Origin of the sequence: Pseudomonas baetica, assembly GCF_019733355.1 — a bacterium.
GTDB classification, from domain to species: Bacteria; Pseudomonadota; Gammaproteobacteria; order Pseudomonadales; family Pseudomonadaceae; genus Aquipseudomonas; species Aquipseudomonas baetica_A.
The window spans coordinates 26552-52758 of the sequence record NZ_JAIHLQ010000043.1; the positions used below are offsets into that span (position 1 = coordinate 26552).

At 58.4% G+C, this 26207-nt stretch carries 24 protein-coding genes and 1 pseudogene; 14 read left to right on the plus strand and 11 right to left on the minus strand.

The window, feature by feature from the left end; genetic code table 11:
- Nucleotides 1–358 precede the first annotated feature (358 nt).
- From K5E40_RS28470 to dksA, 5 genes are all read right to left on the minus strand, one after another.
- Entirely contained in the window at nt 359–1795 is a 1437-nt protein-coding gene (locus K5E40_RS28470) for a sigma-54 dependent transcriptional regulator (protein ID WP_221733576.1), read from the minus strand.
- A gap of 22 nt (nt 1796–1817) precedes the next feature.
- Nucleotides 1818–4772 carry a sensor histidine kinase gene (locus K5E40_RS28475; RefSeq protein WP_221733577.1) on the minus strand — a complete coding sequence of 985 codons (2955 nt, stop codon included), beginning with the start codon at nt 4770–4772 and terminating at the stop codon, nt 1818–1820.
- The gene (locus K5E40_RS28480) at nt 4756–4932 is read right to left on the minus strand and encodes a hypothetical protein (RefSeq protein ID WP_003176118.1); all 177 of its coding nucleotides are present in this window, start codon (nt 4930–4932) and stop codon (nt 4756–4758) included. Before K5E40_RS28480 ends, K5E40_RS28475 begins: the two co-directional genes overlap by 17 nt.
- 77 nt (nt 4933–5009) lie before the next feature.
- A complete protein-coding gene (gene gluQRS / locus K5E40_RS28485; protein WP_221733578.1) occupies nt 5010–5906 on the minus strand; it encodes a tRNA glutamyl-Q(34) synthetase GluQRS in 897 nt (298 codons plus the stop codon).
- Between the two features lie 204 nt (nt 5907–6110).
- Complete coding sequence (gene dksA / locus K5E40_RS28490; RefSeq protein WP_221733579.1) at nt 6111–6554, minus strand: RNA polymerase-binding protein DksA; 444 nt, start codon at nt 6552–6554, stop codon at nt 6111–6113.
- Nucleotides 6555–6888: 334 nt separating this feature from the next.
- Here dksA and K5E40_RS28495 point away from each other — a divergent pair, with 334 nt between their 5' ends.
- Nucleotides 6889–8061 (plus strand): pyridoxal phosphate-dependent aminotransferase, encoded by a 1173-nt coding sequence (locus K5E40_RS28495; RefSeq protein WP_221733580.1) that lies wholly within the window; start codon nt 6889–6891, stop codon nt 8059–8061.
- Entirely contained in the window at nt 8061–8774 is a 714-nt protein-coding gene (sfsA, locus tag K5E40_RS28500; protein WP_221733581.1) for a DNA/RNA nuclease SfsA, read from the plus strand. Before K5E40_RS28495 ends, sfsA begins: the two co-directional genes overlap by 1 nt.
- On the opposite strand, the gene K5E40_RS28505 is transcribed toward sfsA, so the two are convergent.
- Nucleotides 8771–9088: a Rieske (2Fe-2S) protein gene (locus K5E40_RS28505; protein WP_221733582.1), complete on the minus strand. Its 318-nt coding sequence runs from the start codon at nt 9086–9088 to the stop codon at nt 8771–8773. The genes sfsA and K5E40_RS28505 overlap by 4 nt on opposite strands.
- A gap of 282 nt (nt 9089–9370) precedes the next feature.
- On the opposite strand from K5E40_RS28505, the pseudogene K5E40_RS28510 reads away from it, so the two are divergent.
- From K5E40_RS28510 to K5E40_RS28520, 3 genes and pseudogenes are all read left to right on the plus strand, one after another.
- A pseudogene (locus K5E40_RS28510) lies at nt 9371–10349 on the plus strand (FecCD family ABC transporter permease).
- Entirely contained in the window at nt 10349–11116 is a 768-nt protein-coding gene (locus K5E40_RS28515) for a heme ABC transporter ATP-binding protein (protein ID WP_221733583.1), read from the plus strand. Before K5E40_RS28510 ends, K5E40_RS28515 begins: the two are co-directional and overlap by 1 nt.
- A gap of 21 nt (nt 11117–11137) precedes the next feature.
- Entirely contained in the window at nt 11138–11989 is an 852-nt protein-coding gene (locus K5E40_RS28520) for a ChaN family lipoprotein (protein ID WP_221733584.1), read from the plus strand.
- A gap of 232 nt (nt 11990–12221) precedes the next feature.
- Here the strand turns inward: K5E40_RS28520 and K5E40_RS28525 are convergent, their stop codons facing one another.
- The 4 genes from K5E40_RS28525 to K5E40_RS28540 all read right to left on the minus strand — a co-directional run bounded on the left by K5E40_RS28525 (nt 12222) and on the right by K5E40_RS28540 (nt 15584).
- Nucleotides 12222–13016 (minus strand): Crp/Fnr family transcriptional regulator, encoded by a 795-nt coding sequence (locus tag K5E40_RS28525; protein WP_221733585.1) that lies wholly within the window; start codon nt 13014–13016, stop codon nt 12222–12224.
- 16 nt (nt 13017–13032) lie between these two features.
- Entirely contained in the window at nt 13033–13305 is a 273-nt protein-coding gene (locus K5E40_RS28530; protein ID WP_003228231.1) for a TfoX/Sxy family protein, read from the minus strand.
- A 286-nt stretch (nt 13306–13591) separates the two neighbouring features.
- Nucleotides 13592–13936, minus strand: a complete 345-nt coding sequence (locus K5E40_RS28535) for a pentapeptide repeat-containing protein (RefSeq protein ID WP_221733586.1) — start codon at nt 13934–13936, stop codon at nt 13592–13594.
- A gap of 91 nt (nt 13937–14027) precedes the next feature.
- A complete protein-coding gene (locus K5E40_RS28540) occupies nt 14028–15584 on the minus strand; it encodes a bifunctional aminoglycoside phosphotransferase/ATP-binding protein (RefSeq protein ID WP_221733587.1) in 1557 nt (518 codons plus the stop codon).
- 118 nt (nt 15585–15702) lie between these two features.
- On the opposite strand from K5E40_RS28540, the gene mrcB reads away from it, so the two are divergent.
- Genes mrcB through K5E40_RS28555 form a run of 3 tightly spaced genes read left to right on the plus strand, consistent with a single transcriptional unit; the run spans nt 15703 to nt 19128 of the window.
- Nucleotides 15703–18027, plus strand: a complete 2325-nt coding sequence (gene mrcB, locus K5E40_RS28545) for a penicillin-binding protein 1B (RefSeq protein WP_221733588.1) — start codon at nt 15703–15705, stop codon at nt 18025–18027.
- A gap of 16 nt (nt 18028–18043) precedes the next feature.
- Nucleotides 18044–18793, plus strand: a complete 750-nt coding sequence (locus K5E40_RS28550) for a hypothetical protein (RefSeq protein WP_221733589.1) — start codon at nt 18044–18046, stop codon at nt 18791–18793.
- Nucleotides 18793–19128, plus strand: coding sequence for a YqcC family protein (locus tag K5E40_RS28555; protein ID WP_221733590.1), 336 nt, complete (start codon nt 18793–18795; stop codon nt 19126–19128). Before K5E40_RS28550 ends, K5E40_RS28555 begins: the two co-directional genes overlap by 1 nt.
- 18 nt (nt 19129–19146) lie before the next feature.
- Here K5E40_RS28555 and K5E40_RS28560 read toward each other — a convergent pair whose 3' ends face one another.
- Entirely contained in the window at nt 19147–19563 is a 417-nt protein-coding gene (locus tag K5E40_RS28560) for a DUF4124 domain-containing protein (protein WP_221733591.1), read from the minus strand.
- Between the two features lie 399 nt (nt 19564–19962).
- Between K5E40_RS28560 and K5E40_RS28565 the strand changes: the two genes are divergently transcribed.
- The 6 genes from K5E40_RS28565 (at nt 19963) to msrQ (ending at nt 25948) form a co-directional block, all read left to right on the plus strand.
- Nucleotides 19963–21687 carry an acetolactate synthase 3 large subunit gene (locus K5E40_RS28565; protein ID WP_221733592.1) on the plus strand — a complete coding sequence of 575 codons (1725 nt, stop codon included), beginning with the start codon at nt 19963–19965 and terminating at the stop codon, nt 21685–21687.
- Nucleotides 21688–21689: 2 nt separating this feature from the next.
- The gene (gene ilvN, locus K5E40_RS28570) at nt 21690–22181 is read left to right on the plus strand and encodes an acetolactate synthase small subunit (protein ID WP_003176102.1); all 492 of its coding nucleotides are present in this window, start codon (nt 21690–21692) and stop codon (nt 22179–22181) included.
- A 47-nt stretch (nt 22182–22228) separates the two neighbouring features.
- Nucleotides 22229–23245 carry a ketol-acid reductoisomerase gene (ilvC, locus tag K5E40_RS28575; RefSeq protein WP_053123857.1) on the plus strand — a complete coding sequence of 339 codons (1017 nt, stop codon included), beginning with the start codon at nt 22229–22231 and terminating at the stop codon, nt 23243–23245.
- A gap of 145 nt (nt 23246–23390) precedes the next feature.
- Nucleotides 23391–24248 carry a CDP-diacylglycerol--serine O-phosphatidyltransferase gene (pssA, locus tag K5E40_RS28580; protein ID WP_053123855.1) on the plus strand — a complete coding sequence of 286 codons (858 nt, stop codon included), beginning with the start codon at nt 23391–23393 and terminating at the stop codon, nt 24246–24248.
- A 63-nt stretch (nt 24249–24311) separates the two neighbouring features.
- Entirely contained in the window at nt 24312–25325 is a 1014-nt protein-coding gene (gene msrP / locus K5E40_RS28585; RefSeq protein WP_221733593.1) for a protein-methionine-sulfoxide reductase catalytic subunit MsrP, read from the plus strand.
- Nucleotides 25325–25948 carry a protein-methionine-sulfoxide reductase heme-binding subunit MsrQ gene (msrQ, locus tag K5E40_RS28590; protein WP_221733594.1) on the plus strand — a complete coding sequence of 208 codons (624 nt, stop codon included), beginning with the start codon at nt 25325–25327 and terminating at the stop codon, nt 25946–25948. The genes msrP and msrQ overlap by 1 nt, the downstream gene beginning before the upstream one ends.
- Nucleotides 25949–26207: the final 259 nt, after the last annotated feature.

Genomic DNA, 26207 nt, shown 5'->3' on the forward strand with positions numbered 1-26207 from the left:
CAGTTTTTGTTGTTCTCGGCCTGGTCGTGGGGCAAGCCCCAAATACAACGCCTCTCCAAAAGAATCAGTTAGCTGCGCCTCTCGCCGTCTTGTTTTTATTGTGCGTGAGTCGATTCGTCTTATTTTTATTGTCTTGTGCATTGCTTGTTATTGTTCTTGTACCAAACATATAGCAGGTGCCGTGCCAACTTTTGCGAAGCCCAACAAAACAAGGGGTTAGGTCGATCTGAGCCTTTTGTCAGGGCGAAAAAAAGCCGGGGTTTCGTTACCGATAACCCCGGCTTCTGTTACGTGGAAAGACTGAGGTAACAGTTTTTTCACATCTTCAAGCGTTACCCGCACACTCGACAGGTAACGTTCAGCTCTCGCTGGCGACCCCGGTCTTGCGCCGTGGAATGCCCAGGCGCTGACGCCGCTCCCACAGGCATTTACGGCTGACGCCCAGTTTGCGCGCCAGTTCGGTCTCGGTCATGTGGTCCTGATGCTCGAGGACGAAATGCTGGAAGTAGTCTTCCAGCGACAAGTCTTCGGTGGGTTCGTGGCTGCTGTTGCTGGCGTTACCTGAGGTTTGCGGCGGCAGACCAATGAATTCGTCGTCGTCCAGGTCGCTCAGCTCGATGTCGATACCCAGCAGTTCAGCAGAGATTTCCGGGCTCTCGCTGAGGATCACCGCGCGCTCGACCGCGTTTTCAAGTTCACGGACGTTACCCGGCCAGGAATAGTGACGGATGGCCTGCTCGGCATCCGCAGCAAATTTCAGGTCGGTACGGTTGATCCGCGCACTCTGGCGAGCGAGGAAAGCATTGGCGATCTCGTTGACGTCGGCACCGCGCTCGCGCAGGGCTGGCAGTTTCAACGCGATCACATGCAGACGGTAATAAAGGTCTTCCCGGAACTGGCCGACTTTCGCCAGGCTCTTGAGGTCTCGGTGAGTCGCCGCGATCAGACGGACATCGACCTTCTGCGATTGCACCGAGCCCACACGGCGAATTTCACCTTCCTGCAACACGCGCAGCAGGCGGGCCTGGGCTTCCAGCGGCAGCTCGCCGATTTCATCGAGGAACAGCGTACCGCCGTCCGCCGCTTCCACCAGACCGGCACGCCCGGCGCTGGCGCCAGTGAACGCGCCTTTTTCGTGGCCGAACAGTTCGGATTCGATCAGGCTTTCCGGGATGGCGGCGCAGTTCACCGAGATCATCGGTGCCTTGGCGCGTTTCGACAGGTTGTGCAGGGCGCGGGCCACCAGTTCTTTACCGGTGCCGGACTCGCCCTGAATCAGCACATTGGAATCGGTCGGCGCGACTTTACGGATCTTGCTGTACAGATCCTGCATCGGTGGGCAGGAGCCGATGATGCCGATTTCGCCGTTGCTGTTGTCGGTGGCGGTTTTCCCGCTGCCATTGGCAGGTTTGCTGGCAACGGCTTCGCCCGCTGCCGGCGCCGATTGGCGATCACGCAGGATCCGCGCAACGGCCTGAAGCATTTCATCGTGGTCGAAAGGCTTGGCGATGTAATCCACCGCGCCCATCTTCATCGAGTCGACCGCCGAGCGCAGGCTGGCGTAACTGGTCATGATCAGCACCGGCGTGCCCTGGCCGAGCTTGATCAGCTCGGTACCTGGAGCGCCCGGCAGGCGCAGATCGCTCACGATCAGATCGAACGTAGGAATGGTGAAGCGTTCTTGTGCTTCCTGCACTGAACCGGCTTCGCTGACCTGGTACTGGTTGCGTTCCAGCAGGCGGCGCAAGGCGGAGCGGATAATGGTTTCGTCTTCGACGATCAAAATGTGCGGCATTGATTCGATACTCTCGACGGTCTCAGTTCACAGCGGACGTCGCTTCGACATGACGCGGTAAGGTCACCCGGATACGGGTGCCGCGCTGGCTTTGTACATCAGCCGGGCTGTCGATGGTGATTTGTCCATAATGCTCTTCAACGATGGAATAGACCAGTGCAAGGCCCAGACCGGTACCTTCACCAGGATCCTTGGTGGTGAAGAAAGGTTCGAACAATCTGTCCATGATGTTCTTCGGAATACCACTGCCTTCGTCCTCAACGATCAGGTCGACCGTATGTTCGCCGGCTTCGCTCTTGACCCGCACGGCACTGCCGGCAGGCGAGGCGTCACGAGCGTTGGAGAGCAGATTGATCAGCACTTGGGCAAGGCGTTGTGGGTCACCTTCGACCCAGTGATCCGGGTCGCACAGGTTGTAGAACTGCACTTCGAAATTGCGCCGGTTCAGCGCCAATAGCCCGATGGCATCCTGGGCCACTTCGGCCAGACAAACGGGCTCGTCGTTATGCTGATGACCACCGGCATGGGCAAAACTCATCAGCGACTGAACGATGCGTGACACGCGCTTGGTCTGTTCGAGAATCTGTCCGCTGATCTCAGTCAGCTCGTCGTCCTCTTCGCGTTCTTCGCGCAGGTTCTGCGCCAGGCAAGCGATGCCGGTGATCGGGTTGCCGATTTCGTGGGCGACACCTGCGGCGAGGCGACCGATGCTGGCCAGACGCTCGGAGTGGACCAATTTGTCTTCAAGCATCTGGGTTTCGGTCAGATCTTCTACCAGCAACACCAAACCGCTGTTACCCGGGGCCAACGGCTCATCGATTGCCGCTTTGTGCAGGTTCAGCCAGCGAGTCTGTCCGTCGAGTGCCAGATGCTGTTTGTGCAAGTGTTCGTCCGGCAAGTTGATAAAGCCCTGGAGCAATTCTTTCCATGGATTGCCAATGGTGCTCAAGCGCGAGCCGACCACGCGCTGCGCGGCGATCCCGGTCAGCTCTTCCATAGCCTTGTTCCACATCAGGATCTCTTGGTCCTTGGCCAGCGAGCAGACGCCCATTGGCAGTTCCTGAAGGGTCTGGCGGTGGTAGCGGCGCAGTGCGTCGAGTTCGGCGGCCAGGCCCGTGAGGCGCGAGTGGTAATCCTCAAGGCGGCTTTCGATGAAGTGGATGTCTTCGGTGACGTAATTTTCGCCGCCGGCCTTGTACGGCAGGAAGGTTTCGACCATGTCCTGCGCCACACTCGGACCCATCAGCCCGGAGAGGTTGGCTTCAATACGGTCGCGTAATCGGCGCAAGGCGTAAGGCCGACGCTCATCGAAGGGTAGGTAAAGGTCGCGCAAGGCCTGTTCGACTTCTTTCTGCGCCGCTTTGGCGCCGAGCGGTTTGGCCAGTTGTGTGGCGAATTCCTGCGGCGAGGCGGCGTGCAGCTCGCGGCGTTGCGGACGGCGTACGTTATCCACCGCGCAGGCTTCCGCGGCGCTGGCCTCTTCGGGGCTGGCATTGGTGAACAGCGAAATCAAGGTGAACATCAGCACGTTAGCGGCCAGCGACGCGATGGCCGCCATGTGCCAACTGGTGTCGTCCAGCACGTAAATCATGTTCAGCAGCGGAATGTAGAAACCCTGCAGATTGCCGACCAGCGGCAAGAGCATGGTGATGACCCAGACCAGAATCCCGGCCAGCAGCCCGGCGATAAAGCCGCGCCGGTTGGCGGTCGGCCAGTACAGCACCGACAACACGCCCGGCAGGAATTGCAGGGTGGCCACAAACGCGACGATGCCGAGGTTGGCCAGATCCTGCCCGGCGCCGAGCATCAGATAGAAGCCGAAACCGGCCATGATGATCGCGACGATCAGTGCGCGGCGGGTCCATTTCAGCCAGCGGTAGATATTGCCTTCGGCGGGCGGCTGATAGAGCGGCAGCACTAAATGGTTCAACGCCATGCCTGACAACGCCAGGGTGGTGACGATGATCAGTCCGCTGGCGGCCGACAGGCCGCCGACATAAGCAAGCAAGGCCAAGGGTTTGCTGTTGGCGGCAATGCCGATGCCGAGGGTGAAGTATTCCGGGTCGGTGGTGGCACCGAGCTTGAGGCCGGCCCACAGGATCAGCGGCACCGCTAGGCTCATCAACAGCAGGAACAGTGGCAAGCCCCAACTGGCGCTGACAAGTGAGCGCGGATTGAGGTTCTCGGTAAAGGTCATGTGATACATGTGCGGCATCACGATGGCCGACGCGAAGAACACCAGCAGCAGCGTACGCCACGGGCCTTCTTGCAGCGGCGTGTGCAAAGCGGCGAGGGCGGTCTGGTTTTGCAGCAGCCACAGTTCAAGCTGTTGCGGGCCGTCGAACACGCCGTACAGCGCATACAGGCCAACGCCGCCGAGAGCGATCAGTTTGATCACCGACTCGAAGGCAATCGCGAACACCAGGCCTTCGTGCTTCTCGCGGGTGGCGATGTGGCGTGAACCAAAGAAAATCGTGAACAAAATGATCAGCGCACAGAACGCCAGCGCCACACGGCTCTGAATCGGCTCGCCAGTGAGAATGCCGATGGAGTCGGCTACTGCCTGAATCTGTAACGCCAGCAACGGCAGCACACCGATCAACATGAAAATCGTAGTCAGCGCGCCTGCCCAGGTGCTGCGGAAGCGGAAGGCAAACAGATCCGCCAGCGACGACAGTTGATAGGTGCGGGTTATTTTCAGGATCGGATACAGCAACACCGGCGCCAGCAAAAACGCGCCAGACACCCCGAGATAGCTGGAAAGAAAGCCGTAGCCGTACTGATAGGCCAGGCCCACCGTGCCGTAGAACGCCCACGCACTGGCGTAAACCCCCAGTGACAGGGTGTAAGTCAACGGATGGCGAATGATCGCCCGCGGGATCATGCCCCGTTCGCTGATCCAGGCAACACCGAACAGCACCGCCAGGTACGCGGCGCTGATCAGGATCATCTGGGTCAGGCTAAAGCTCATCGGCATCTTTTTGGCTCTGCAGGATGAAGGTCACGACAATCAGGATCAGCCAGAGCAGATAGGGGCGATACCAGGCGCCCGTAGCGTCGATCCACCAATCCATGATGGCGGGAGAAAACAGATAGATCCCCACGACCAAAAGCAGGACCAAGCGATAGATGTACATCCCGGCCTCTCTTTTTTATGCGCGTGCCCGAAAACGTGCGGCGATGGTAACGGATGGCGGCGCGACTGCAAGTGTCGTCATCGCAGTTGCGCCTCGGGCAGGGTCAGTGTGCGCGGGATCTTCGTGGCGTCCCAGTGGGCGCTGCCCCAGTTGAGCAGTTCCTGCGGCGTTGCATGTTCGAGTTCGGCGCCGGGGTTTTGCCCCAGTGCGCGCAGGGCCCTTAGCAGCAACGGCGTGGCTTGATCAGCTTGCAGTGGCGGCGAGCGGTAGGACTTGCCCAGTTTGTTGCCGTCCGGCTGGGTGATCAGCGGCAGGTGCAGATAACGCGGCTGACGCAGCCCCAACAGTTCCTGCAGATAGAGCTGGCGCGGTGTGGAGTCGAGCAGATCGGCGCCGCGCACGATGTCGGTGATGCCCTGCCAGGCATCGTCGAGCACCACCGCCAGTTGATAGGCATAGAGGCCATCGCGACGGCGAATGACGAAATCGCCGACATCGCGGCCCAGATGCTGGCGGTATTCGCCTTGCACCCGGTCGATGAAGTGATATGCCAGCTCCGGCACACGCAGGCGTATCGCCGCATCCTGCTGGTCGTGGCCGGCATTGCGGCACAACCCCGGATAAATCCCGTGATACGGCTCCAGTTGTTTGCGCGAGCAGGTGCAGGCGTAGGCCAGGCCATGGTTGAACAGGCTGTTGAGGACTTCGGCATAGGCATCGTGCCGATCACTCTGGCGCACCGTCTCGCCGTCCCATTCGAAACCATAGCTTTCCAGCGCCTTGAGAATCGCGCTTTGCGCACCCGGCTCTTCACGGGGCGGATCGAGATCTTCCATGCGCACCAGCCAGCGACCGCCCACAGAGCGGGCATCGAGATAGGAGGCAAGCGCTGCGACCAGCGAGCCGAAATGCAGGTGGCCACTGGGGGTTGGGGCGAAGCGGCCGATGTAGGCAGGGGAGGTTGTGGCAGTCATGGGAGCAATATAACTTTTCAGGTTTCGCGCACATTACCTTTGCGTGAGGGGGCTTGCTGCCGCATGCGGTTTATTAGTCAACATCTCTGTTTATGACACACCGTATTCGGGAGCAAGCCCCCTCCCACAGAGGCAGAGAAGGCAGGCAAAAGGCAGAAACAAAAACGGAGCGTTCGCACGCTCCGTTTTTCGTTCAGGTCGAGATTACTTGCCGACCTGCTTTTCCTTGATTTCTGCCAGGGTCTTGCAGTCGATGCACAGATCCGCGGTAGGACGGGCTTCGAGGCGCTTGACGCCGATCTCGATGCCGCAGGACTCGCACCAGCCGTATTCTTCGTCCTGAATCAGCTCAAGCGTCTTGTCGATCTTCTTGATCAACTTGCGCTCGCGATCGCGGGCGCGCAGTTCGAGGGCAAATTCTTCTTCCTGGCTGGCACGATCTGCCGGGTCAGGGAAGTTGGCCGCTTCGTCTTTCATGTGATCAACAGTACGGTCGACTTCCTGCATCAAGTCCTGTTTCCACTTGTTCAGGATCTTGATGAAGTGCGCGCGCATCGGGGCGCCCATGTACTCTTCGCCGGCCTTCGGAACATAAGGTTCGAAGCTGCTGATCGTCGCTTGCTGCTGTTGCTTTGCTTGGGTGGGCATGAAATGGACCGCCTCTACTCTTGTAATCCATTGCGCAGGATTGCTCCATCACCGACACCTGCCGGCCCTGCGGCTGCAAGCGGGCGAACTTACCAGATCAATTCGGCCTGCGCTACTCCCGGATGTCGAGGCCCCGGCGGGTGGCGCTTGCAAATGTTTGGCAAGCCGTGTCTGGCGGTGTGGAAGACCTGTTCAATCACTGATTTTAGTCAATCCTGGAGCGTACGCTTGTGTCGTTACAATCCAGTGTTCTTGAGGCTGTGACCTCTGTGGGTTCTCGCTCGTTCCGGCAGATGGGTAGAATCGTTTCTTTTCCCTCGTCGAAGGAAGGCCAATGGCTCAGCCCTACAGTGCGCGCAGTCGTGCGATCGAACCGTTCCATGTGATGGCACTGCTGGCGCGGGCCAATGAATTGCAGGCCGAGGGGCACGATGTCATTCACCTGGAGATTGGCGAACCGGACTTCACTACCGCAGAGCCAATCATCCGTGCCGGCCAAGCCGCGCTGACGGCGGGCAAAACGCGTTACACCGCTGCCCGTGGTATTCCTGAACTGCGCGAAGCAATTTCCGGTTTCTACCAATCGCGTTATGGCTTGAACATCGATCCGCGGCGCATTCTGATCACCCCGGGCGGCTCCGGCGCGCTTTTGCTGGCCAGCGCCTTGCTGGTCGATCCCGGCAAGCACTGGCTCCTGGCGGACCCCGGATACCCGTGTAACCGCCACTTTCTGCGCCTGGTCGAAGGCGCTGCGCAGCTAGTGCCTGTCGGGCCGGACGTGCGTTATCAACTGACTCCGGATCTGGTCGAACGGCATTGGGACCACGATAGCGTTGGTGCGCTGGTTGCTTCACCAGCCAACCCGACGGGGACTATTCTGACGCGCGATGAATTGGCCGGTTTATCCACAGCCATCAAGGCCCGGCACGGCCATCTGGTGGTAGACGAGATCTATCACGGCCTGACGTATGGCACCGATGCGGCGAGCGTGCTGGAAGTCGATGACAGCGCATTTGTCCTCAACAGCTTCTCGAAATATTTCGGCATGACCGGTTGGCGCCTCGGTTGGCTGGTGGCGCCGGATGCAGCGGTCAGCGAGTTGGAGAAGCTCGCACAGAACCTCTACATCAGCGCACCGAGCATGGCGCAATACGCGGCGCTGGCCTGTTTTGAAGCGGACACGATCGCGATTCTGGAAGAGCGCCGCGCCGAATTTGGCCGTCGCCGCGACTTCCTCCTGCCGGCGTTGCGTGAACTGGGTTTCAACATCGTCGTGGAGCCCGAAGGCGCGTTCTATCTCTATGCTGATATCAGCCAGTTCGGCGGCGATGCCTTCGCGTTCTGCCAACATTTCCTCGAAACCGAGCACGTTGCGTTTACCCCGGGGCTGGATTTTGGACGCTATCAGGCCAGTCACCATGTGCGTTTTGCCTACACGCAAAACCTACCTCGCTTACAAGAAGCGGTGGAGCGGATCGCGCGTGGCTTGAAGAGCTGGCAAGGCTGATGCGCTTTGATCCTCCTCTGGAAGAGGCGCGGCTAATCCGCCGTTACAAGCGTTTTCTCACCGATATCGAAACCGTTGGCGGCGAGTTGCTGACGATTCACTGCCCAAACACCGGCTCGATGCTCAATTGTCAGGTCGAGGGCGGGCAGGTCTGGTTCAGTCGCTCGAATGACCCGAAACGCAAATTGCCTGGCACTTGGGAAATCGGCGAAACCCCGCAGGGCCGTTTGTTTTGTGTCAATACCGCGCGCGCCAACGGGCTGGTCGAAGAAGCCTTGCAGGCTGGCGTCATCACCGAGTTGAACGGGTTTACCGCGTTGAAGCGCGAAGTGGCTTACGGACAGGAAAAAAGCCGCATCGACTTTCGCCTCGAATACCCGAGCGGCCCGGCGTATGTCGAAGTGAAAAGCGTCACCCTGGGCTTTGATGGCACGAATGTGGCGGCGTTTCCCGATGCCGTGACCCAGCGTGGCGCCAAGCATTTGCGTGAACTGGCGCATCTGGCGCGGGACGGGATTCGTGCGGTGCAGTTGTACTGCGTGAATCTCACCGGGATTGAGGCGGTGCGTCCGGCCGTGGAAATCGACCCGGCCTATGCCGAGGCGTTGCGTGAAGCGCTCGCCAGTGGCGTTGAAGTACTGGCGTACGGCGTGCGGTTGAACCATGAGGAAATGGTCATTGATCGTCGGTTGGAGGTACTGCTCAACGGCTAAAGGGTGATCCACACACCCTGTACGTCTTCCCGGCAAGGGATGTGGGTCAACGATTGCCCGGCGCAGGGCCCTGCGACGCACTCACCGTCCTCAATCAGAAACAGTGCGCCATGGGTGGCGCACTGGATCAGGCTGTTGCTGGGGTCGAGAAATTGGTCCGGCTGCCATTCCAGGCCAACGCCTCGATGCGGGCAACGATTGAGGTAGACATAGACCTGGCCGTTGCGGCGCACGGCAAACAGTTTTTTCCCGTCGACATCAAAACCGCGACTGCCGGCCTCGGCCAGATCGGCACCCGCGCAGAGAAACTTCATGACTATCCTCTAATGTTGGCTCGTGTTCGGATATGTTCGAGCTTGACGTTTAAATGCAAGCAATTATCAAATGGCGGCCTTCGCCCACAGGCGTTTGCCAGATGCCGAGGATACTTGGCCTGCCACCCAGACGCCCGGGAAACCTTGTTAAAGGAAGCTGTGTATGCGCCTGAGTCCCCGCGTTGTGAAAACCCTGTCTGACGGTTTCTACCCGGCCAAGAGCAACCCATGACCACACGGGTCAAACCCCGAGGCTTGTTCATTGGCCTGACGCTCCTGTGTGTGCTGGCGATCTGGCTGTCATTGGCGCTCGGCCCGGTCAGTCTGCCGCTGTTCGATACGTTACGCGCGGCTTTGCGCCTGATCGGTGTGCCGCTGGCGCCGGAGGGGCTGGAGCAGGCCGAACTGATTCTCGGGCAGATTCGTCTGCCGCGAACGTTGCTCGGGCTGGCGGTTGGCGGTGTACTGGCGTTGACTGGCGTGGCGATGCAGGGGCTGTTTCGTAATCCGCTGGCGGACCCAGGGCTGGTCGGTGTTTCCAGTGGCGCGGCGTTGGGGGCGGCGATAGCGATTGTCGGCGGCTCTTTTTTTGGCGGTTTGCCTGAATCGGTCGGGCCTTATCTGTTATCGGTGTGTGCGTTCCTCGGCGGGCTCGGGGTGACGGCGCTGGTCTACCGACTTGGCCGGCGCGACGGACAAACCCATGTCGCGACCCTGTTGCTGGCGGGGATCGCACTGACGGCGCTCGCCGGTTCGGCGGTCGGACTGTTCACTTATCTTGCGGACGACGCAACCCTGCGCACGCTGACGTTCTGGAACCTGGGCAGCCTCAACGGCGCCAGTTATGCGCGGTTGTGGCCGTTGTTGATCATCAGCGCCGGCGTTGCGCTGTGGCTGCCGCGTCGGGCGAAAGCGTTGAATGCCTTGCTGCTCGGTGAATCCGAGGCGGGGCATTTGGGCATTGATGTCGAGCGGCTCAAGCGCCAATTGGTGTTCTGCACGGCGCTGGGTGTCGGCGCGGCAGTGGCGGCGGCAGGGATGATCGGTTTTGTCGGGTTGGTGGTGCCGCATCTGGTGCGGCTGTTGGCAGGTCCCGATCATCGAGTGTTGCTGCCAGCCTCCGTGCTGGCCGGGGCGAGTCTGTTGTTACTGGCGGATCTGGCGTCTGGCGCTGGCGCCGGCGGAGTTGCCAATCGGTATTGTCACGGCGTTTATCGGTGCGCCGTTCTTTCTTTATCTGTTGTTGCGAGGGCGTGCCTGATGTTGCGTGCGCACAACCTGCATATCCTTCGCGGCCGCAAGACTGTCCTGAGCGGGGTCAGCGTGGAGCTCAAACCGGGCGAAGTGCTCGGCGTGCTGGGTCCCAATGGCGCCGGTAAAAGTACCTTGCTCGGCGCTCTATGCGGCGAGTTGACGGCCAGTGAGGGCGAAGTTTCCCTCGACTGCGAAGCCTTGAGCCATTGGAGCGGTACGCAACGCGCTCAGCGCTTGGCTGTGTTGCCGCAGGTGTCGACGCTGGATTTTGCCTTTCGCGTTGAAGAAGTGGTCGGCATGGGCCGTTTGCCTTATCAAAGTGGTCGGGTGCGTGATGACGAGATTGTTGCTGCGGCGCTGGCAGCCGCTGATGCCAGGCATCTGAGCGGTCGCAGCTACCTGGCGTTGTCGGGCGGTGAGCGCCAGCGGGTGCATCTGGCGCGGGTGCTGGCGCAACTCTGGCCCGGGCAGGCCGGACAAACGTTGCTGCTGGACGAACCGACCTCGATGCTTGACCCACTGCATCAGCACACAACCTTGCAGGCTGTGCGCGAGTTTGCCGATCGCGGCGCAGCCGTGCTGGTGATCCTGCATGATCTGAATCTGGCGGCGCGTTATTGTGACCGCGTGTTGCTGCTCGAAGGTGGGCGTCCGGTCGCACTGGATACGCCTGAACAGGTTTTGCGTCCGGATATGCTCAAAGCCGTGTTCGGTCTTGAAGTATTGGTGCAACCGCACCCGGAGCGTGGGCATCCGCTGATCATCGCCCGCTGACGTTCTCATTGAGGTGATTGCATGCGTGGGATGTGGCTGTTGGCCGTGTTGTTGCTAGTGGGTTGCCAGCATGTTGTCGCACCGCCGCCGGTCGGTGGCGAGATTCGCGACCTGCACAGCGGCCAGACGCTGACGGCGCAGCAATTGCTCAGCCGTCTTGCTGAACCGCAGCGAGTGATCATCGGCGAGCAGCATGACAACGCCGATCACCACGCCGCGCAGTTATGGCTTCTGAAGTCTCTCGGCAAACGGCGGCCACAGGGCAGCCTCTTGCTGGAAATGCTTACGCCGGATCAGCAGCCGAAAATCGACGCGCAGCGCCAGTCTGCGTCGCCATCCGCCGATCTTCCCAGAGCGCTGGCCTGGCAGGATGGCTGGGACTGGAATCTCTACGGGCCGATTGTCCGCTTCGCCCTTACACAGCCATATCCGTTATTGGCTGCCAATCTTGATAACGGGGAAATTCGCAGCCTCTATCGCAATCGGCCGGTGTTGAGCGGAGAGCGCAGCATGGCTGAATCGGTGAAGACGACTTTGCTGGAGCAGATCAGCGATTCCCATTGTGGCCTGCTACCCGAGTCGCAGACGCCGGCGATGTTGGCGGTTCAGCAACAGCGGGATCGACGCATGGCAGAACGTCTGTTGGCTGCACCGACACCCTCGTTGTTGCTGGCGGGGGCATGGCATGCACGAAACGATGTGGGCGTGCCGCTGCATCTGCTGGATCTGGGCGCGACTGAGACGCCCATCGTGCTGATGCTGGCGGAGCAGGGCGCTGAAGTCACAGCCGCGATGGCCGATTTCGTCTGGTACACACCCGCTACGGCGAAGCGCGATTATTGCGAAGAGATGCGCAAACAGTTCGGTAAATGACTTTTCCACAGGCAAAAAAAGACCCGGTAAAAACCGGGTCAAATAACCGTGATTAGCCTGATGAGGAGATAATCTGAGAGTCCGAACCAAGGGCTTTTCAGAATATCGACCGATCTCGCGATCAGTTGTGATAATCATAGCGATTCTCATTACCGAGTCAACCACTGTTTTTCCATTTGCCTGATTTCATCTCGTCAATGGGCGCCAAGCCCAGAGAAAAGTGGGCTTGGCGTTAATTTCGGTTCGAGCTCAATTGGGTAATCTGCTTGTTCAGTTGATCGATGCGCCGCGCCATGCTTTCGATCAGGCTGTGGGCGATCTTCGGATTGGTGCGGGTCAGGCTCAAAAACTGATCACCGGGAATCAACATCACCGTACTCGGTTCGCGGGCGATGACCGTGGCATTGCGTGGCTCGCCGGTGAACACCGCCATGGCACCGAAAATCTCGTCCTTGGGCACCTCGCCGACCTTGTGCCCATCGACAAAGGCTTCGGCATGCCCGTCGATGATCACAAACACGTGATCGGCGGCATCGCCTTGCTGAATCAAGGTTTCTCCAGCGTCGACCCGTTTAAAACCATTGGTGCTACGAAACTCCCGAGGTTTCAACTCAGCCACCGCGTGAGCCAGGATCGCCATTTGTCCCAGCAAATACTCGAGAAACTGATCCGCCCGGCCCGGTTCTGTATACAAATGCTGGAACACATCACGGCGCCGATAGGGCAGCAAACGCACTGGTCCATCGTTGCGCAAACGGCAATCGGCCCAATCGTTACCGCGCTGCAGGCCGATCAAGTCACCTTCCTGCCAGTAAAACAACGCCCGGTTGCCTATGCAGCCGTTGATCACGCCATCGGTCAGCAGAAACATCTGATCGCCGGGTAATTGCGCCATCAGGTCATCCGTCGCGCCCAACTCCAAGGTTTCTGCGCACGGCGCTAGACCTTCCAGCCATTGCGCCGGCAAGTTCTGCAAACGATTGATCAGTGCGTCGGCAAACGCCGATTGTTCCCCTAGCAGGTACATAACGGTCAGCGCCTGTTCAATTCTTGTGACGCGAGGAAATGGCTTCAAGTTGCTTGTTCAGGGCGTCCTTGCGCTCGGCTGGGATGTCGTTCCAATGCACATCCATGAGCGCGCCCTCGATCGCATACAACAACACCTTCGATGCGCGAAACCCGCGGGTACGCACGGCCCGGTAGGCGTCCACCGCGCCCAGGCGACGCAAGTCCGAGGCGCTGTGGATGCCCACGGCATGCAGCCATTGCGCCGACGTCTTGCCAAGATTCTTCAGGTGTTGCAGTTCATCATTCATCAAGCCTCCTTGCGACGGCCGAATGGTGCGTGGGCGAGCTTCTCAGGAGTGTAGCCATCAGTAGGAAAAGCGTGGTTGTTTGGTCGCAATCAACGCAAACGCTTCTAAGAAACGACAATCGGACGGGGTGAAAGGCCTGCGAACGCAGAAAGAAGGGTGCAAACAAATATCAAATGTGGGAGCGAACCTGCTCGCGAAAGCGGTCTGACTTTCACGATCAGGGTAACTGACACTCCGTCTTCGCGAGCAGGCTCGCTCCCACAGAGTGGGCGTCGTGTCAGAGATATCAGCGGGTGCGATAACGCAGGCGCGTCCCGAAATTCATCGACATCAGAATCTCGTCAGCGCTGAGCTCCGGCGGGAAGTACGCACCGGAAATCTGTGCGTGGGCCAGGCTTGCACCCTCCAGCGAAGCGTGCCGGAAATCGATGCCACGCAGATCGGCGGAACGGAAATACGCGTCCCGGAAATCCACGCCATCGGCGTTCAGTTCACGCAGGTCGAGACCGCGGAAGTCGCCGCCGACCATGTCGATCGGCCCGTCTTTCGGGCGTTCCTTGTTGAAACCCGTGATGTCATCTTTGTGCAGTAAGGCATACAGCGGGGTGTCGAGAAGTTTGGGTTGGCTCATGTCACATCACCTGTTGGTTTTATGACGCCAGTATAGTGCCACTATTTGACGGCCGTGAAGCGAGCGAGGGCTTCACGGCCGAAATAGTTTCTTACAGGCCTGGCAGGCGTTGGCGGATCTGCGCCACCACGGTGTCCAGCGTGCCGGATTCATTGGTCTGCACGCGTTTGCTACGCAGGATCTCCTCCGGCGTCAGCGCTTCGCGATTGGCTTGTTGAGCTTCGATCACGGCCAGCGTAGCGTCGGACGGATCCTGTTTGTCTGCCTGACGAATGGCCAGCCAGCTCTCGATCACCGCTTGCGGCGCATTGCAGTCGAGGATCAGGAACGGCGTGCCAGTGGCTTCGGCGATTTTTGCAGCGTTGTCACGTTGCTCGCGCTTGAGGTAAGTGGCATCGATCACCACTGGATAACCGGCGTGCAGGATCACTTCAGCGATTTCATGCAGGCGTGAGTAGGTCGCGGTGCTGGCGTCGGCACTATAAATGCCGGCCTGCACATCATTGGCGACGGTCTGCTCACCGAACAAACGCTTGCGCTCAACATCGGAGCGCAGACGAATTGCCCCCAGTGCTTCGACCAGGCGCATGGCTACGTGGCTTTTGCCAACGGCGGAAACACCGTGGGTAATTGCCATGAAACGTGAAGGAATGGTGCTGTAGCTTTCCGCCAGGTTGGCGTAGTTGCGGTACTGGCGCAGGGTGGTGGCGCGCTGCACCGGGGTCGCGTCTGCCGGCATGCTGAACAGTGCTACTTTTGCGCGAACCAGTGCACGGTAGGCTTTATAGAAGTTCAGCACTTCCATGCCTTGATAGTCGCCGGTCAGTTCCAGGTACTGGCTGATGAAGCGGCGGGCCAACGATTTCAGGCCACGGTCTTCGAGGTCCATCGCCAGGAAACCGGTGTCAGCCCAGACGTCGGTGAAACGAAACGGTTCGTTGAACTCGATGCAGTCGAAGATCACCACTTTGCCGTCGATGACAGTGGCGTTGCCCAAGTGGATATCGCCGTGGCACTCGCGAGTGAAGCCTTCGGCCTTGCGCTGGGCGAACAGTGGCTTGAGGCGGGCGAAGCTGCTTTCGGCCCAGGCTTTAAGTGCCTCGAGTTGCAGCAGATCGTTTTTGTCACTGAGGAACGGCAGAATCTGTTCGAAGTTTTGCGATACCGGTGCCATCACGCTGTCCGGGGTGCCGGCATCATGCTCGGCCGGGACTTTCGGGGCGGCGAGGTGGAATTTGGCGATCTGCTCGGCCATTTCATCGATGTGCTGAGTGGTCAGCTCGCCGTTGGCTTGCAGGGTGCTGAGCAAACCGGTTTGCGGGAACTGGCGCATTTTCAGCAGGTATTCGATAGCCGGGCCATCGCCGCCCAGTTGTGGCGCTTCGACGCTGCCAGTGACGGGCAACACTTCCAGGTACAAATCGTTGGTCAGACGCTGGTTCAGACGCAGTTCTTCAGCGCAGAAATGTTCACGCGCTTGGAGGTTGGTGAAGTCGAGGAAGCCGAAATTCACCGGTTTCTTCACTTTATATGCAAAGGGGCCGGTGAGGATCACCCACGAGATATGGGTTTCGATGACCTGAAACCCTTCGACGGGGTGCGGGTAGAGGGCCGGGTTTTGCAGGGCAGCGATCAGTGACTGGCTCACGGGCGATCCTTCAGAGACTGGGGGAAATTCGAGGTCGCCATTATGGCCGCTCGCCAGCCCGACGCAAACCTCGGAGCGCTTCTGTTGAGTATGAATAAAGTGCGTATAATCCGCCGCCATGACTCGAACTCGATCTCCCCGTACCAAGAAAAAACCACCTTCCAAGGGCCTGCGCCCTTGGCTGGGTTGGGCCATTAAACTCAGTCTGGTCGGCCTTGTGGTGCTGGCCGGATTCGCCGTTTACCTCGATGCCGTGGTGCAGGAGAAGTTCTCCGGCAAGCGCTGGACCATCCCGGCCAAGGTCTACGCGCGTCCGCTTGAGCTGTTCGTCGGACAAAAGCTCAGCAAAGACGATTTCCTCACCGAACTCGATGCCCTGGGCTATCGCCGCGAAGCCGTGAGCAATGGTCCGGGTTCCGCAGCGGTCAACGGCAATACCGTCGATCTGAATACCCGTGGCTTCCAGTTTTATGAAGGTATGGAGAAACCGCAGCCGGTGCATGTGCGCTTCTCCGGTGACTACGTTGCTGAGCTTTCGGCAATCAACGGTTCGAAATTGTCCGTGGTTCGCCTGGAGCCGCTGCTGATCGGCGGGATTTACCCGAAAAACCTTGAAGACCGCATTCTGATCAAGATCGATCAGGTGCCGCCGTATCTGCTGGAAACCCTCGTTGCTGTAGAAGATCGCGATTTCTACAGTCACTGGGGCGTATCGCCGAAGTCGATTGCCCGCGCCATTTGGGTCAACACCTCCGGCGGCAAGATGACTCAGGGCGGCAGTACGCTGACCCAGCAGTTGGTCAAGAACTTCTACCTGACCAATGAACGCAGCCTGACCCGTAAGCTCACCGAAGCAATGATGGCGATGTTGCTGGAATTGCATTACGACAAGAAAGACATCCTTGAGGCGTACCTCAACGAAGTCTTCGTCGGTCAGGATGGCCAGCGTGCGGTGCATGGTTTCGGTCTGGCGAGCCAGTTTTTCTTCGGCCAACCCTTGTCCGAGCTGAAACTGCATCAAGTAGCGTTGCTGGTCGGCATGGTCAAAGGCCCGTCCTATTACAACCCGCGTCGCAACCCCGAGCGTGCGCTTGAGCGTCGCAACCTTGTGCTCGACGTGCTTGAGCAACAAGGCGTGGCAACGGCGGAGCAGGTCGAAGCTGCGAAGAAAATGCCATTGGGTGTGACCACTCGCGGCAAATTGGCGGACAGCTCGTTTCCAGGCTTTATGGATCTGGTCAAACGCCAGTTGCGCGAAGACTATCGCGACGAAGACTTGACCGAAGAAGGCCTGCGGATCTTCACCAGTTTCGACCCGATTCTGCAGATGAAGGCCGAGGCTTCGGTCAATGACACCTTTAAACGCCTGTCAGGGCGCAAAGGCTCCGATGATGTGGAAGCGGCCATGGTCGTGACCAACCCGGAAACCGGTGAAGTGCAGGCGATGATCGGTAGCCGGCAGGCAAGTTTTGCCGGGTTCAACCGGGCACTCGATGCCGTGCGTCCGGTGGGTTCGTTGATCAAGCCGGCGGTGTATTTGACCGCGCTGGAGAAACCGAGTCAGTACACACTGACCAGTTGGTTGTCTGATGAACCGCTATCGGTCAAAGGAGCCGACGGTCAGGTGTGGAAACCGCAGAACTATGATCGCCGCTCCCATGGCACCGTGTTCCTCTATCAGGGCCTGGCGCATTCCTACAATCTGTCGACCTCGCGTCTCGGTCTGGAAGTGGGTGTGCCCAATGTGCTCAAGACCTTGGCGCGTCTGGGTGTGACGCGTGAGTTCCCGGCATACCCGTCCATGTTGCTGGGCGCCGGCGGCATGACCCCGATCGAAGTGGCGACCATGTACCAGACGCTGGCCAACGGCGGTTTCAACACGCCAATGCGCGGGATTCGCAGCGTACTGACCGCCGAAGGCGAGCCGCTCAAGCGTTATCCGTTCCAGATTCAGCAGCGTTTTGATCCGGCTTCCATCTATCTGATTCAGAACGCCATGCAGCGCGTGATGCGTGAAGGTACCGGCAGATCGGTTTACAACGTGCTGCCGAAAACCCTGACCCTGGCCGGCAAGACCGGCACCAGTAACGATTCTCGCGACAGTTGGTTCGCAGGCTTCAGTCAGGACTTGCTGGCGGTGGTGTGGCTGGGGCGTGATGACAACGGCAAGACGCCGTTCACCGGCGCCACCGGTGCGTTGCAGGTCTGGACCAGTTTCATGCGCAAAGCCGATCCGCTGCCGCTGGACATGCCGCAACCGGACAACATCGTGCAGGCGTGGGTCGACTCCCATACCGGGCAAGGCTCCGATGCCAACTGCCCGGGTGCGGTGCAGATGCCGTATATTCGCGGCAGCGAACCGCCACCCGGCGCCTCGTGTGCGGGCGAAACGCCTGCTACAGGCGAGTCGGTGATGGATTGGGTCAAGGGCTGGATGAATTAAGCGAAGAGGGTTTCAAGTGAACAAGTGGTTGATTCCAGCGGTGACCGCCGTAGCTTTGCTCAGCGGCTGCTCTACCGTACAGCGTGGTTCGATCCCGGTGGTTGATTCCGGTACGGCCGTGTCCAACAGCGAACGTATTTCGGCCAATGGCGGCTTCCGCCAAACCACGGTCAAGCGTCCTGTTCAGGGCCAGACTCAGGCCATTCCACAAGGTGACTCTGGCGTAGTTGTGATGGTGCCGGGTGGCGGCGCGACCACCTCGACGCCGATCAGCACTTCACCGATCGTGCCGGGTCCGGCGTCCGGTGGCATCACGCCGGGGCCGTACAACCCTTCGCCAGTGGAATCGGCGCCGATCAACTCCGGCAGCTACAGCATGCCTTCGACGCCAAGTGGCATTCCTTCGGCCAACAGTGGCGGTGGCTTGTCTGCGGATGAGCAACTGGACGGTCCGGTTCTCGCCTTGCTGACCACCGCTCAACAGCAACAGGCCGGTGGCGACCTCAACGGCGCGTCTTCCAGCCTGGAGCGCGCGCAACGTGTGGCCCCGCGTGAACCGCAAGTGCTTTATCGCCTGGCGCAGGTGCGCATGGCTCAAGGCGATGCGCCGCAGGCCGAACAGTTCGCCCGTCGTGCCTTGACGCTGGCCAACGGTCGTCCGGATTTGCAGGCCAGTCTGTGGGAGCTGATCGCTCAGTCCCGTGAGAAGCAGGGTGACTCCGCTGGCGCCGCTCTGGCCCGTCAAAAGGCCAAGGTTTCGCTGTGATGGATAGTCGTTTTCCGAAAATCGCCGATCAGCTTTTGCTGATCGAGCGTGAACTGCGTACGCAGGGCATGTGGGATGAAGTCTCGCCGTCCGCCGAAGCCTTGAGCAGTGTCGAGCCGTTTTCGGTCGACACGCTCGACTTCGAGCAGTGGTTGCAATGGATTTTCCTGCCACGCATGAAGATGATCCTCGAACAGGATCTGCCGTTACCTAATGCCTCGGGCATTCAGGAAATGGCTGAAATGGTCTTCGCCCAGCGCAATCTGCAGGGCAAGGATCGGCAGCTTCAGGTATTGCTCAAAGAGTTCGACTTGCTGATTACTGCTTCGCGCTGAACCGGAAGCTGCCAGTCATTACTGGCAGTTTTGCGCTATCTGCTTCTGCGCTTCGCTGATGCGTTCCTGACGTTGCGCATCATCAAGCCGCCGCAATTGTCCCTCTACTTCCTCCCGCAAGCGCGGATTGTTCTGCAATTGCGCAAGGTTGGTGCGTGCCTGTTCACAAAATGCTTTGAGCTGCGCTTGCTGGTCGGCGACCTGTTTCTTGACCTTGGCATCGATGGCTTTCTGATCGCCGAGTACGCCGTTACCGGGCATTGCCGCAGGTTTCGGCGCGGGCGAGGAGGGTGTCTGCACAGAGGTGGACGGCTGGCCTTGGGGAGGTTGTGCATCGAAATGCGTGACACCTTGGGCGTCGACCCATTTGTAGATCTGAGCGGCCGAGCACCAGGGGCTGAGGCCGATCAGCAGTGTGAGGAGGAGCGTTCGCATGCTGATTCCTTGGCAAAATTGCGCAATTGACGCTAACAGAGTAGCGGTTTTCAGGTTTTTTCTTGCGTTCTCATGTGCTTACCCACAATTAAGCACACAGACGACTTGACTTGGAGAGGGCGAAACAGAAGAATCCAAAGTCCGCTGTAGAGGGACTGCCAGAAGCAGACCCTCTCGGTAGATCATGAGGCGCACATCCGCGCCGACCTGTTACACCCGCAACGCGTTACCTCGCGCTGGGTGGGAAAGGCCCGCAACACTTGGGACGATCCCAATACTTGCTCAGTCAGTGCTGACGTAGTCGGCGACCACCGTCGCTCATGCTCTGCCGAGAAGTAAACCTATTAAGACCCGCCCCTATTTTGTGGACGGTATTCTGGCGTTTTAGAGGTGAACAACGTGGAGCTTTTATCTGGCGGTGAGATGCTCGTCCGCTTTTTGCGTGACGAAGGCGTCAAATATATTTACGGGTACCCGGGTGGTGCTCTCCTGCATGTTTACGATGCCCTGTTCAAAGAACCGGAAGTGACCCACATCCTGGTTCGTCACGAACAAGCGGCTACCCATATGGCTGACGGCTATGCTCGTGCCACCGGTAAAGCCGGCGTGGTATTGGTAACTTCCGGTCCAGGCGCCACAAACGCCATCACCGGTATCGCCACGGCCTATATGGATTCGATTCCAATGGTGATCATTTCCGGTCAGGTGCCAAGCACCATGGTCGGTACCGATGCGTTCCAGGAAACCGACATGATCGGTATCTCCCGGCCGATCGTGAAGCACAGCTTCATGATCAAGCACGCCTCGGAAATCCCGGAAGTCATGAAGAAAGCCTTCTACCTGGCGCAATCCGGTCGTCCGGGCCCGGTCGTGGTCGATATCCCGAAAGACATGACCAACCCGGCCGAGAAGTTCGAATACGTCTTCCCGAAGAAAGCCAAGCTGCGCTCCTACAGTCCAGCCGTTCGCGGTCATTCCGGGCAAATCCGCAAGGCAGCAGAAATGCTCCTGGCGGCCAAGCGCCCAGTGCTGTACTCCGGCGGCGGCGTGATTTTGGGCAACGGTTCCGCACCGCTGACCGAATTGGCGAAAATGCTTAACCTGCCAGTGACTAACACACTGATGGGCCTGGGCGGGTTCCCTGGTACCGATCGTCAGTTCATCGGCATGCTCGGCATGCACGGCAGCTACACCGCTAACCTGGCGATGCACCATGCTGACGTGATCCTGGCTGTCGGCGCGCGTTTCGACGATCGCGTGATCAACGGCGCGGCGAAGTTCTGCCCGAATGCCAAGATCATTCACATTGATATCGACCCGGCTTCGATTTCCAAAACCATCAAGGCCGACGTGCCTATTGTGGGTCCGGTAGAGAGCGTCCTGACCGAAATGGTCGCGATTCTCAAGGAAATCGGCGAGACCCCGAACAAGGAGTCCGTGGCCAGTTGGTGGAAGCAGGTTGATGAGTGGCGCGGTGATCGCGGCCTGTTCCCTTACGATAAGGGTGACGGCAGCAAGATCAAGCCGCAGACCGTGATCGAAACCCTGTGCGAAGTGACCAAGGGCGATGCCTTTATCACCTCTGACGTGGGTCAGCATCAGATGTTCGCTGCGCAGTACTACACGTTCAACAAGCCTAATCGCTGGATCAACTCCGGTGGCCTGGGCACCATGGGCTTCGGTTTCCCGGCGGCCATGGGTATCAAGTTGAGCTTCCCGGAAGACGACGTTGCCTGCGTCACCGGTGAAGGCAGCATCCAGATGAACATCCAGGAACTGTCGACCTGCCTGCAATATGGCTTGCCGGTGAAGATCGTCATCCTGAACAACGGCGTTCTGGGGATGGTTCGTCAGTGGCAGGACATGAGCTACGGCAGCCGTCACTCGCACTCCTACATGGAATCGCTGCCTGACTTCGTCAAATTGGCTGAAGCATATGGTCACGTTGGCGTGCGCATCACCGATTCGAAGGATTTGAAGTCGAAGATGGAAGAGGCGTTCGCCATGAAAGATCGCCTGGTGATAATCGATATTTCGGTCGACACCAGCGAGCACGTCTACCCGATGCAGATCAAAGACGGCTCCATGCGCGATATGTGGCTGAGCAAGACGGAGCGTACCTAATCATGCGTCACATTATTTCCTTGCTTCTGGAAAACGAACCCGGTGCTTTGTCTCGTGTAGTCGGCCTGTTCTCGCAGCGCAACTACAACATCGAAAGCCTGACCGTGGCCCCAACCGAAGACCCGACACTGTCGCGTCTGACGCTGACCACTGTTGGTCACGATGAAGTCATCGAGCAGATCACCAAAAACCTGAACAAGCTGATCGAAGTGGTCAAGCTGGTGGACCTGTCGGAAAGTGCTCACATCGAGCGCGAGCTGATGCTGGTCAAGGTCAAGGCCACTGGCGCCCAGCGCGCCGAGATCAAACGCACTACCGATATTTACCGTGGACAGATCGTCGATGTCAGCGCGAGCGTGTATACCGTTCAATTGACCGGTACCAGCGACAAGCTCGACAGCTTCATTCAGTCCATCGGCACCGCATCGATTCTGGAAACCGTCCGTAGCGGCGTGACCGGTATTGCTCGCGGCGACAAAGTACTCAGCATCTAACCAAATTAGCGAAGGGCCTGAACGGCCAGGATATATAGGGGAATTTCATGAAAGTTTATTACGAAAAAGACTGCGACCTGTCGATCATCCAGGGCAAGAAAGTTGCCATCATCGGTTACGGTTCCCAGGGCCACGCTCAAGCGTGCAACCTGAAAGACTCCGGTGTCGACGTTACCGTTGGTCTGCGTAAAGGTTCGGCCACTGTTGCCAAAGCCGAAGCTCACGGCCTGAAAGTGACCGACGTTGCTTCCGCTGTTGCTGCTGCCGACCTGGTCATGATCCTGACCCCAGACGAGTTCCAGTCCTCCCTGTACAAAAACGAAATCGAACCGAACATCAAGAAAGGCGCCACTCTGGCCTTCTCCCACGGTTTCGCGATCCACTACAATCAGGTTGTTCCGCGTGCCGACCTCGACGTGATCATGATCGCGCCGAAAGCTCCGGGCCACACCGTACGTTCCGAATTCGTGAAAGGCGGCGGTATCCCTGACCTGATCGCGATCTACCAGGACGCTTCGGGCAACGCCAAAAACGTAGCGCTGTCCTACGCGGCTGGTGTGGGTGGCGGTCGTACCGGCATCATCGAAACCACCTTCAAGGACGAGACTGAAACTGACCTGTTCGGCGAACAAGCCGTTCTGTGCGGCGGTACCGTTGAGCTGGTGAAAGCCGGTTTCGAAACGCTGGTTGAAGCTGGCTATGCGCCGGAAATGGCTTACTTCGAGTGCCTGCACGAACTGAAACTGATCGTTGACCTCATGTACGAAGGCGGTATCGCCAACATGAACTACTCGATCTCCAACAACGCTGAGTACGGCGAGTACGTGACTGGTCCTGAAGTGATCAACGCCGAATCCCGTCAGGCCATGCGCAACGCCCTGAAACGTATTCAGGACGGCGAATACGCCAAAATGTTCATCAGCGAAGGCGCAACCGGCTACCCTTCGATGACCGCCAAGCGTCGTAACAACGCCGCTCACGGTATCGAAATCATCGGCGAGCAACTGCGCTCCATGATGCCGTGGATCGGTGCCAACAAGATCGTCGACAAAGCCAAAAACTAAGTCCTCGTCTCTTGTACGAAAAACGCGGCCTCGGCCGCGTTTTTTCGTTTGAGGCGGTGGTTCTGGTATAAAGCTGCATCGTTTGTGGCCGAACCGTCGTCACAGACACAGTCGATTTTTTCCAAACCGTTGCAAGGTAATGTCCATGAGCGAACGTCCCGAAGAGCCGAACAAGGCTTCTGACGCCGAAAGCCTGCTGCCCATCGATGAACACATCGAAGAAGGGCACGACGCAGAAGGTCGTAAAGTCCGGCATCGTGGTATCTATCTGCTGCCGAACCTGTTCACCACTGCAAACCTGTTCGCAGGTTTTTATTCCATCATCAATTCGATGAGCGCCCAGGCTGCGTTGAGCGCCGGCGATTCAGTGAACGCGAGCAAGTATTTCGCCTTCGCAGCGATTGCCATTTTCGTCGCCATGGTGCTCGACGGCCTTGATGGTCGTGTCGCGCGCATGACCAATACGCAAAGTGCGTTCGGTGCCGAGTACGACTCGCTGTCGGACATGGTTGCGTTCGGTGTTGCGCCGGCCTTGCTGGCGTTCGGCTGGGCGCTGGGCGACATGGGTAAAGTCGGCTGGATGGTCGCCTTCATCTATGTGGCGGGCGCGGCCTTGCGTCTGGCGCGCTTCAACACCCAGGTCGGTACCGCGGATAAACGCTATTTCATCGGTTTGGCCAGCCCGGCAGCCGCTGGCGTGGTGGCGGGCATTGTCTGGGCGTTCAGCGATTACGGCATTCAGGGCTCGAAGATGTCGTTTCTGGTCGCGTTGATGGTGGCGGCTGCCGGCATGCTGATGGTCAGCAACATCAAGTACAACAGCTTCAAGGAGCTGGACTTGAAAGGGCGCGTGCCTTTCGTGGCGATTCTCGCGGTGGTGCTGGTGTTTGCCGTGGTCTTCAGCGATCCACCGCGCATTCTGCTGCTGGTTTTCCTCGCTTATGCGGCGTCCGGCCCAGTGCAATACCTGTTGCATCTTCGTCGGCACAAAAAGGCCGAGTGATGTAATTTCCCGCATACTCCGCAGTCTATGGGTGCATCTGTCCTCCAAAGCTGCGGAGTTGCCATGCTGATCAAAGTCCCTCAAACGTCTGACTGCCATGAGTCGGATGTCACGCCTGAATCCATTTACCTCTCTCGCCGCCAATTGCTTGGGGCCACTGCTGCCGGTATCGCCGTCAGTAGCCTGCCGCGCTGGGCGAGTGCCGACGATGCCGCTCGCTATGCTGATGTCGAGGCGAGTAAAGCGCCTGCCTGGTTTGCTGAAAAGCTTCCTTCTACTAAATGGGGAGCGGTCAACGTCAAGGATGAGGCGATTACGCCTTACAAAGACGCGACCCATTACAACAACTTCTATGAGTTTGGTACCGGCAAGGGGGATCCGGCTGCAAATGCCGGTTCGCTGAAAACCGAGCCGTGGAGTGTGGTCGTTGATGGGGAGGTGGCTAAGCCCGGCCGTTACGCGCTCGAAGACTTCATGAAGCCGTATCAGTTGGAGGAGCGCATCTATCGTCTGCGCTGTGTTGAGGCTTGGTCGATGGTCATTCCGTGGATCGGTTTCCCTATTTCGGCGTTGCTCAAACAGGTCGAGCCGACCTCCAATGCCAAGTACATTCGCTTTGAAACTCTACAGGATCCCAAGAGCATGCCCGGGCAGCGCTCTGGTTTTGCCCTGATCGACTGGCCTTATGTAGAAGGTTTGCGTCTGGATGAGGCGATGAATCCTTTGGCTATTCTGGCGGTTGGCATGTATGGCCGTGAGTTGCCCAATCAAAACGGTGCTCCACTGCGCTTGGTAGTGCCATGGAAGTATGGGTTCAAGAGTGTTAAATCCATTGTGCGTATTAGTCTGGTCAGTGAGCAGCCGAAGACAACCTGGCAAAGTATCGCCGCCGATGAGTATGGATTTTATGCGAACGTGAACCCGACGGTTGATCACCCGCGTTGGACGCAAGCTCGGGAGCGGCGCTTGCCCAATAGCCTGTTCAAGCCGAACGTGCGCGATACGCAGATGTTCAACGGCTACGCGGATGAAGTCGCTTCTTTATATACAGGGCTCGATTTGCGGAAGAACTACTGATGCGATTCCCGTTTTGGCGTATAGGCGTTTTCATGGCGGCGGCGGTTTTGCCCTTGCTTTGGTTCTATCAGGCTTTTGCGGATTTGCTTGGTCCCGATCCCGGCAAGGTGCTGGTTGATCGGTTAGGGCTTGGTACGTTGGTGTTGTTGCTGATCACCTTGAGCATGACGCCTTTGCAGAAGCTGACCGGTTGGGCGGGGTGGATCGCAGTTCGTCGGCAGTTGGGGCTTTGGTGTTTTGCCTATGTGGTTCTACATCTAAGTAGCTACATGGCATTTATTCTGGGTTTCGATTGGTCCCAGCTAGGGGTAGAGCTGCGTAAGCGGCCGTACATTATTGTCGGGACGCTGGGATTCCTCGGATTGCTGGCTTTGGCGGTGACTTCCAATCGCTACAGTCAACGCCGTTTGGGTGTTCGATGGAAGAAGTTACATCGGCTGGTGTACCTGATTCTGGGGCTGGGATTGCTGCATATGCTGTGGATCGTGCGGGCTGATCTCAAGGAGTGGGCTGTCTATGCTTTTATAGGTGCTCTGCTTCTGTTGCTGCGCGTTCCTCCTGTTGCTCGTCGAGTCCCGCGTTTATTGGCTAGAAAGCAGATTCTGAAAGAAAAACGAAATTAACGGTTGACGGCGAATTCCAGACGTCTATAATTCGCCCCACTTCCGGCGCAGTCGAAACGGAAAACTCCTTGAGATTCAATGAGTTATGATGTTTTCGGCGGTGGGTTGCTTCAGGTTATCGAAGCCAGAAAGAAGTTGAAAAAGAGGTGTTGACAGCAGCGTGTAACGCTGTAGAATTCGCCTCCCGCTGACGAGAGATCGGAGGCGCAAGTGGTTGAAGTTGTTGAAGAATTCTTCGAAAGCTTCTGAAAATAATCAC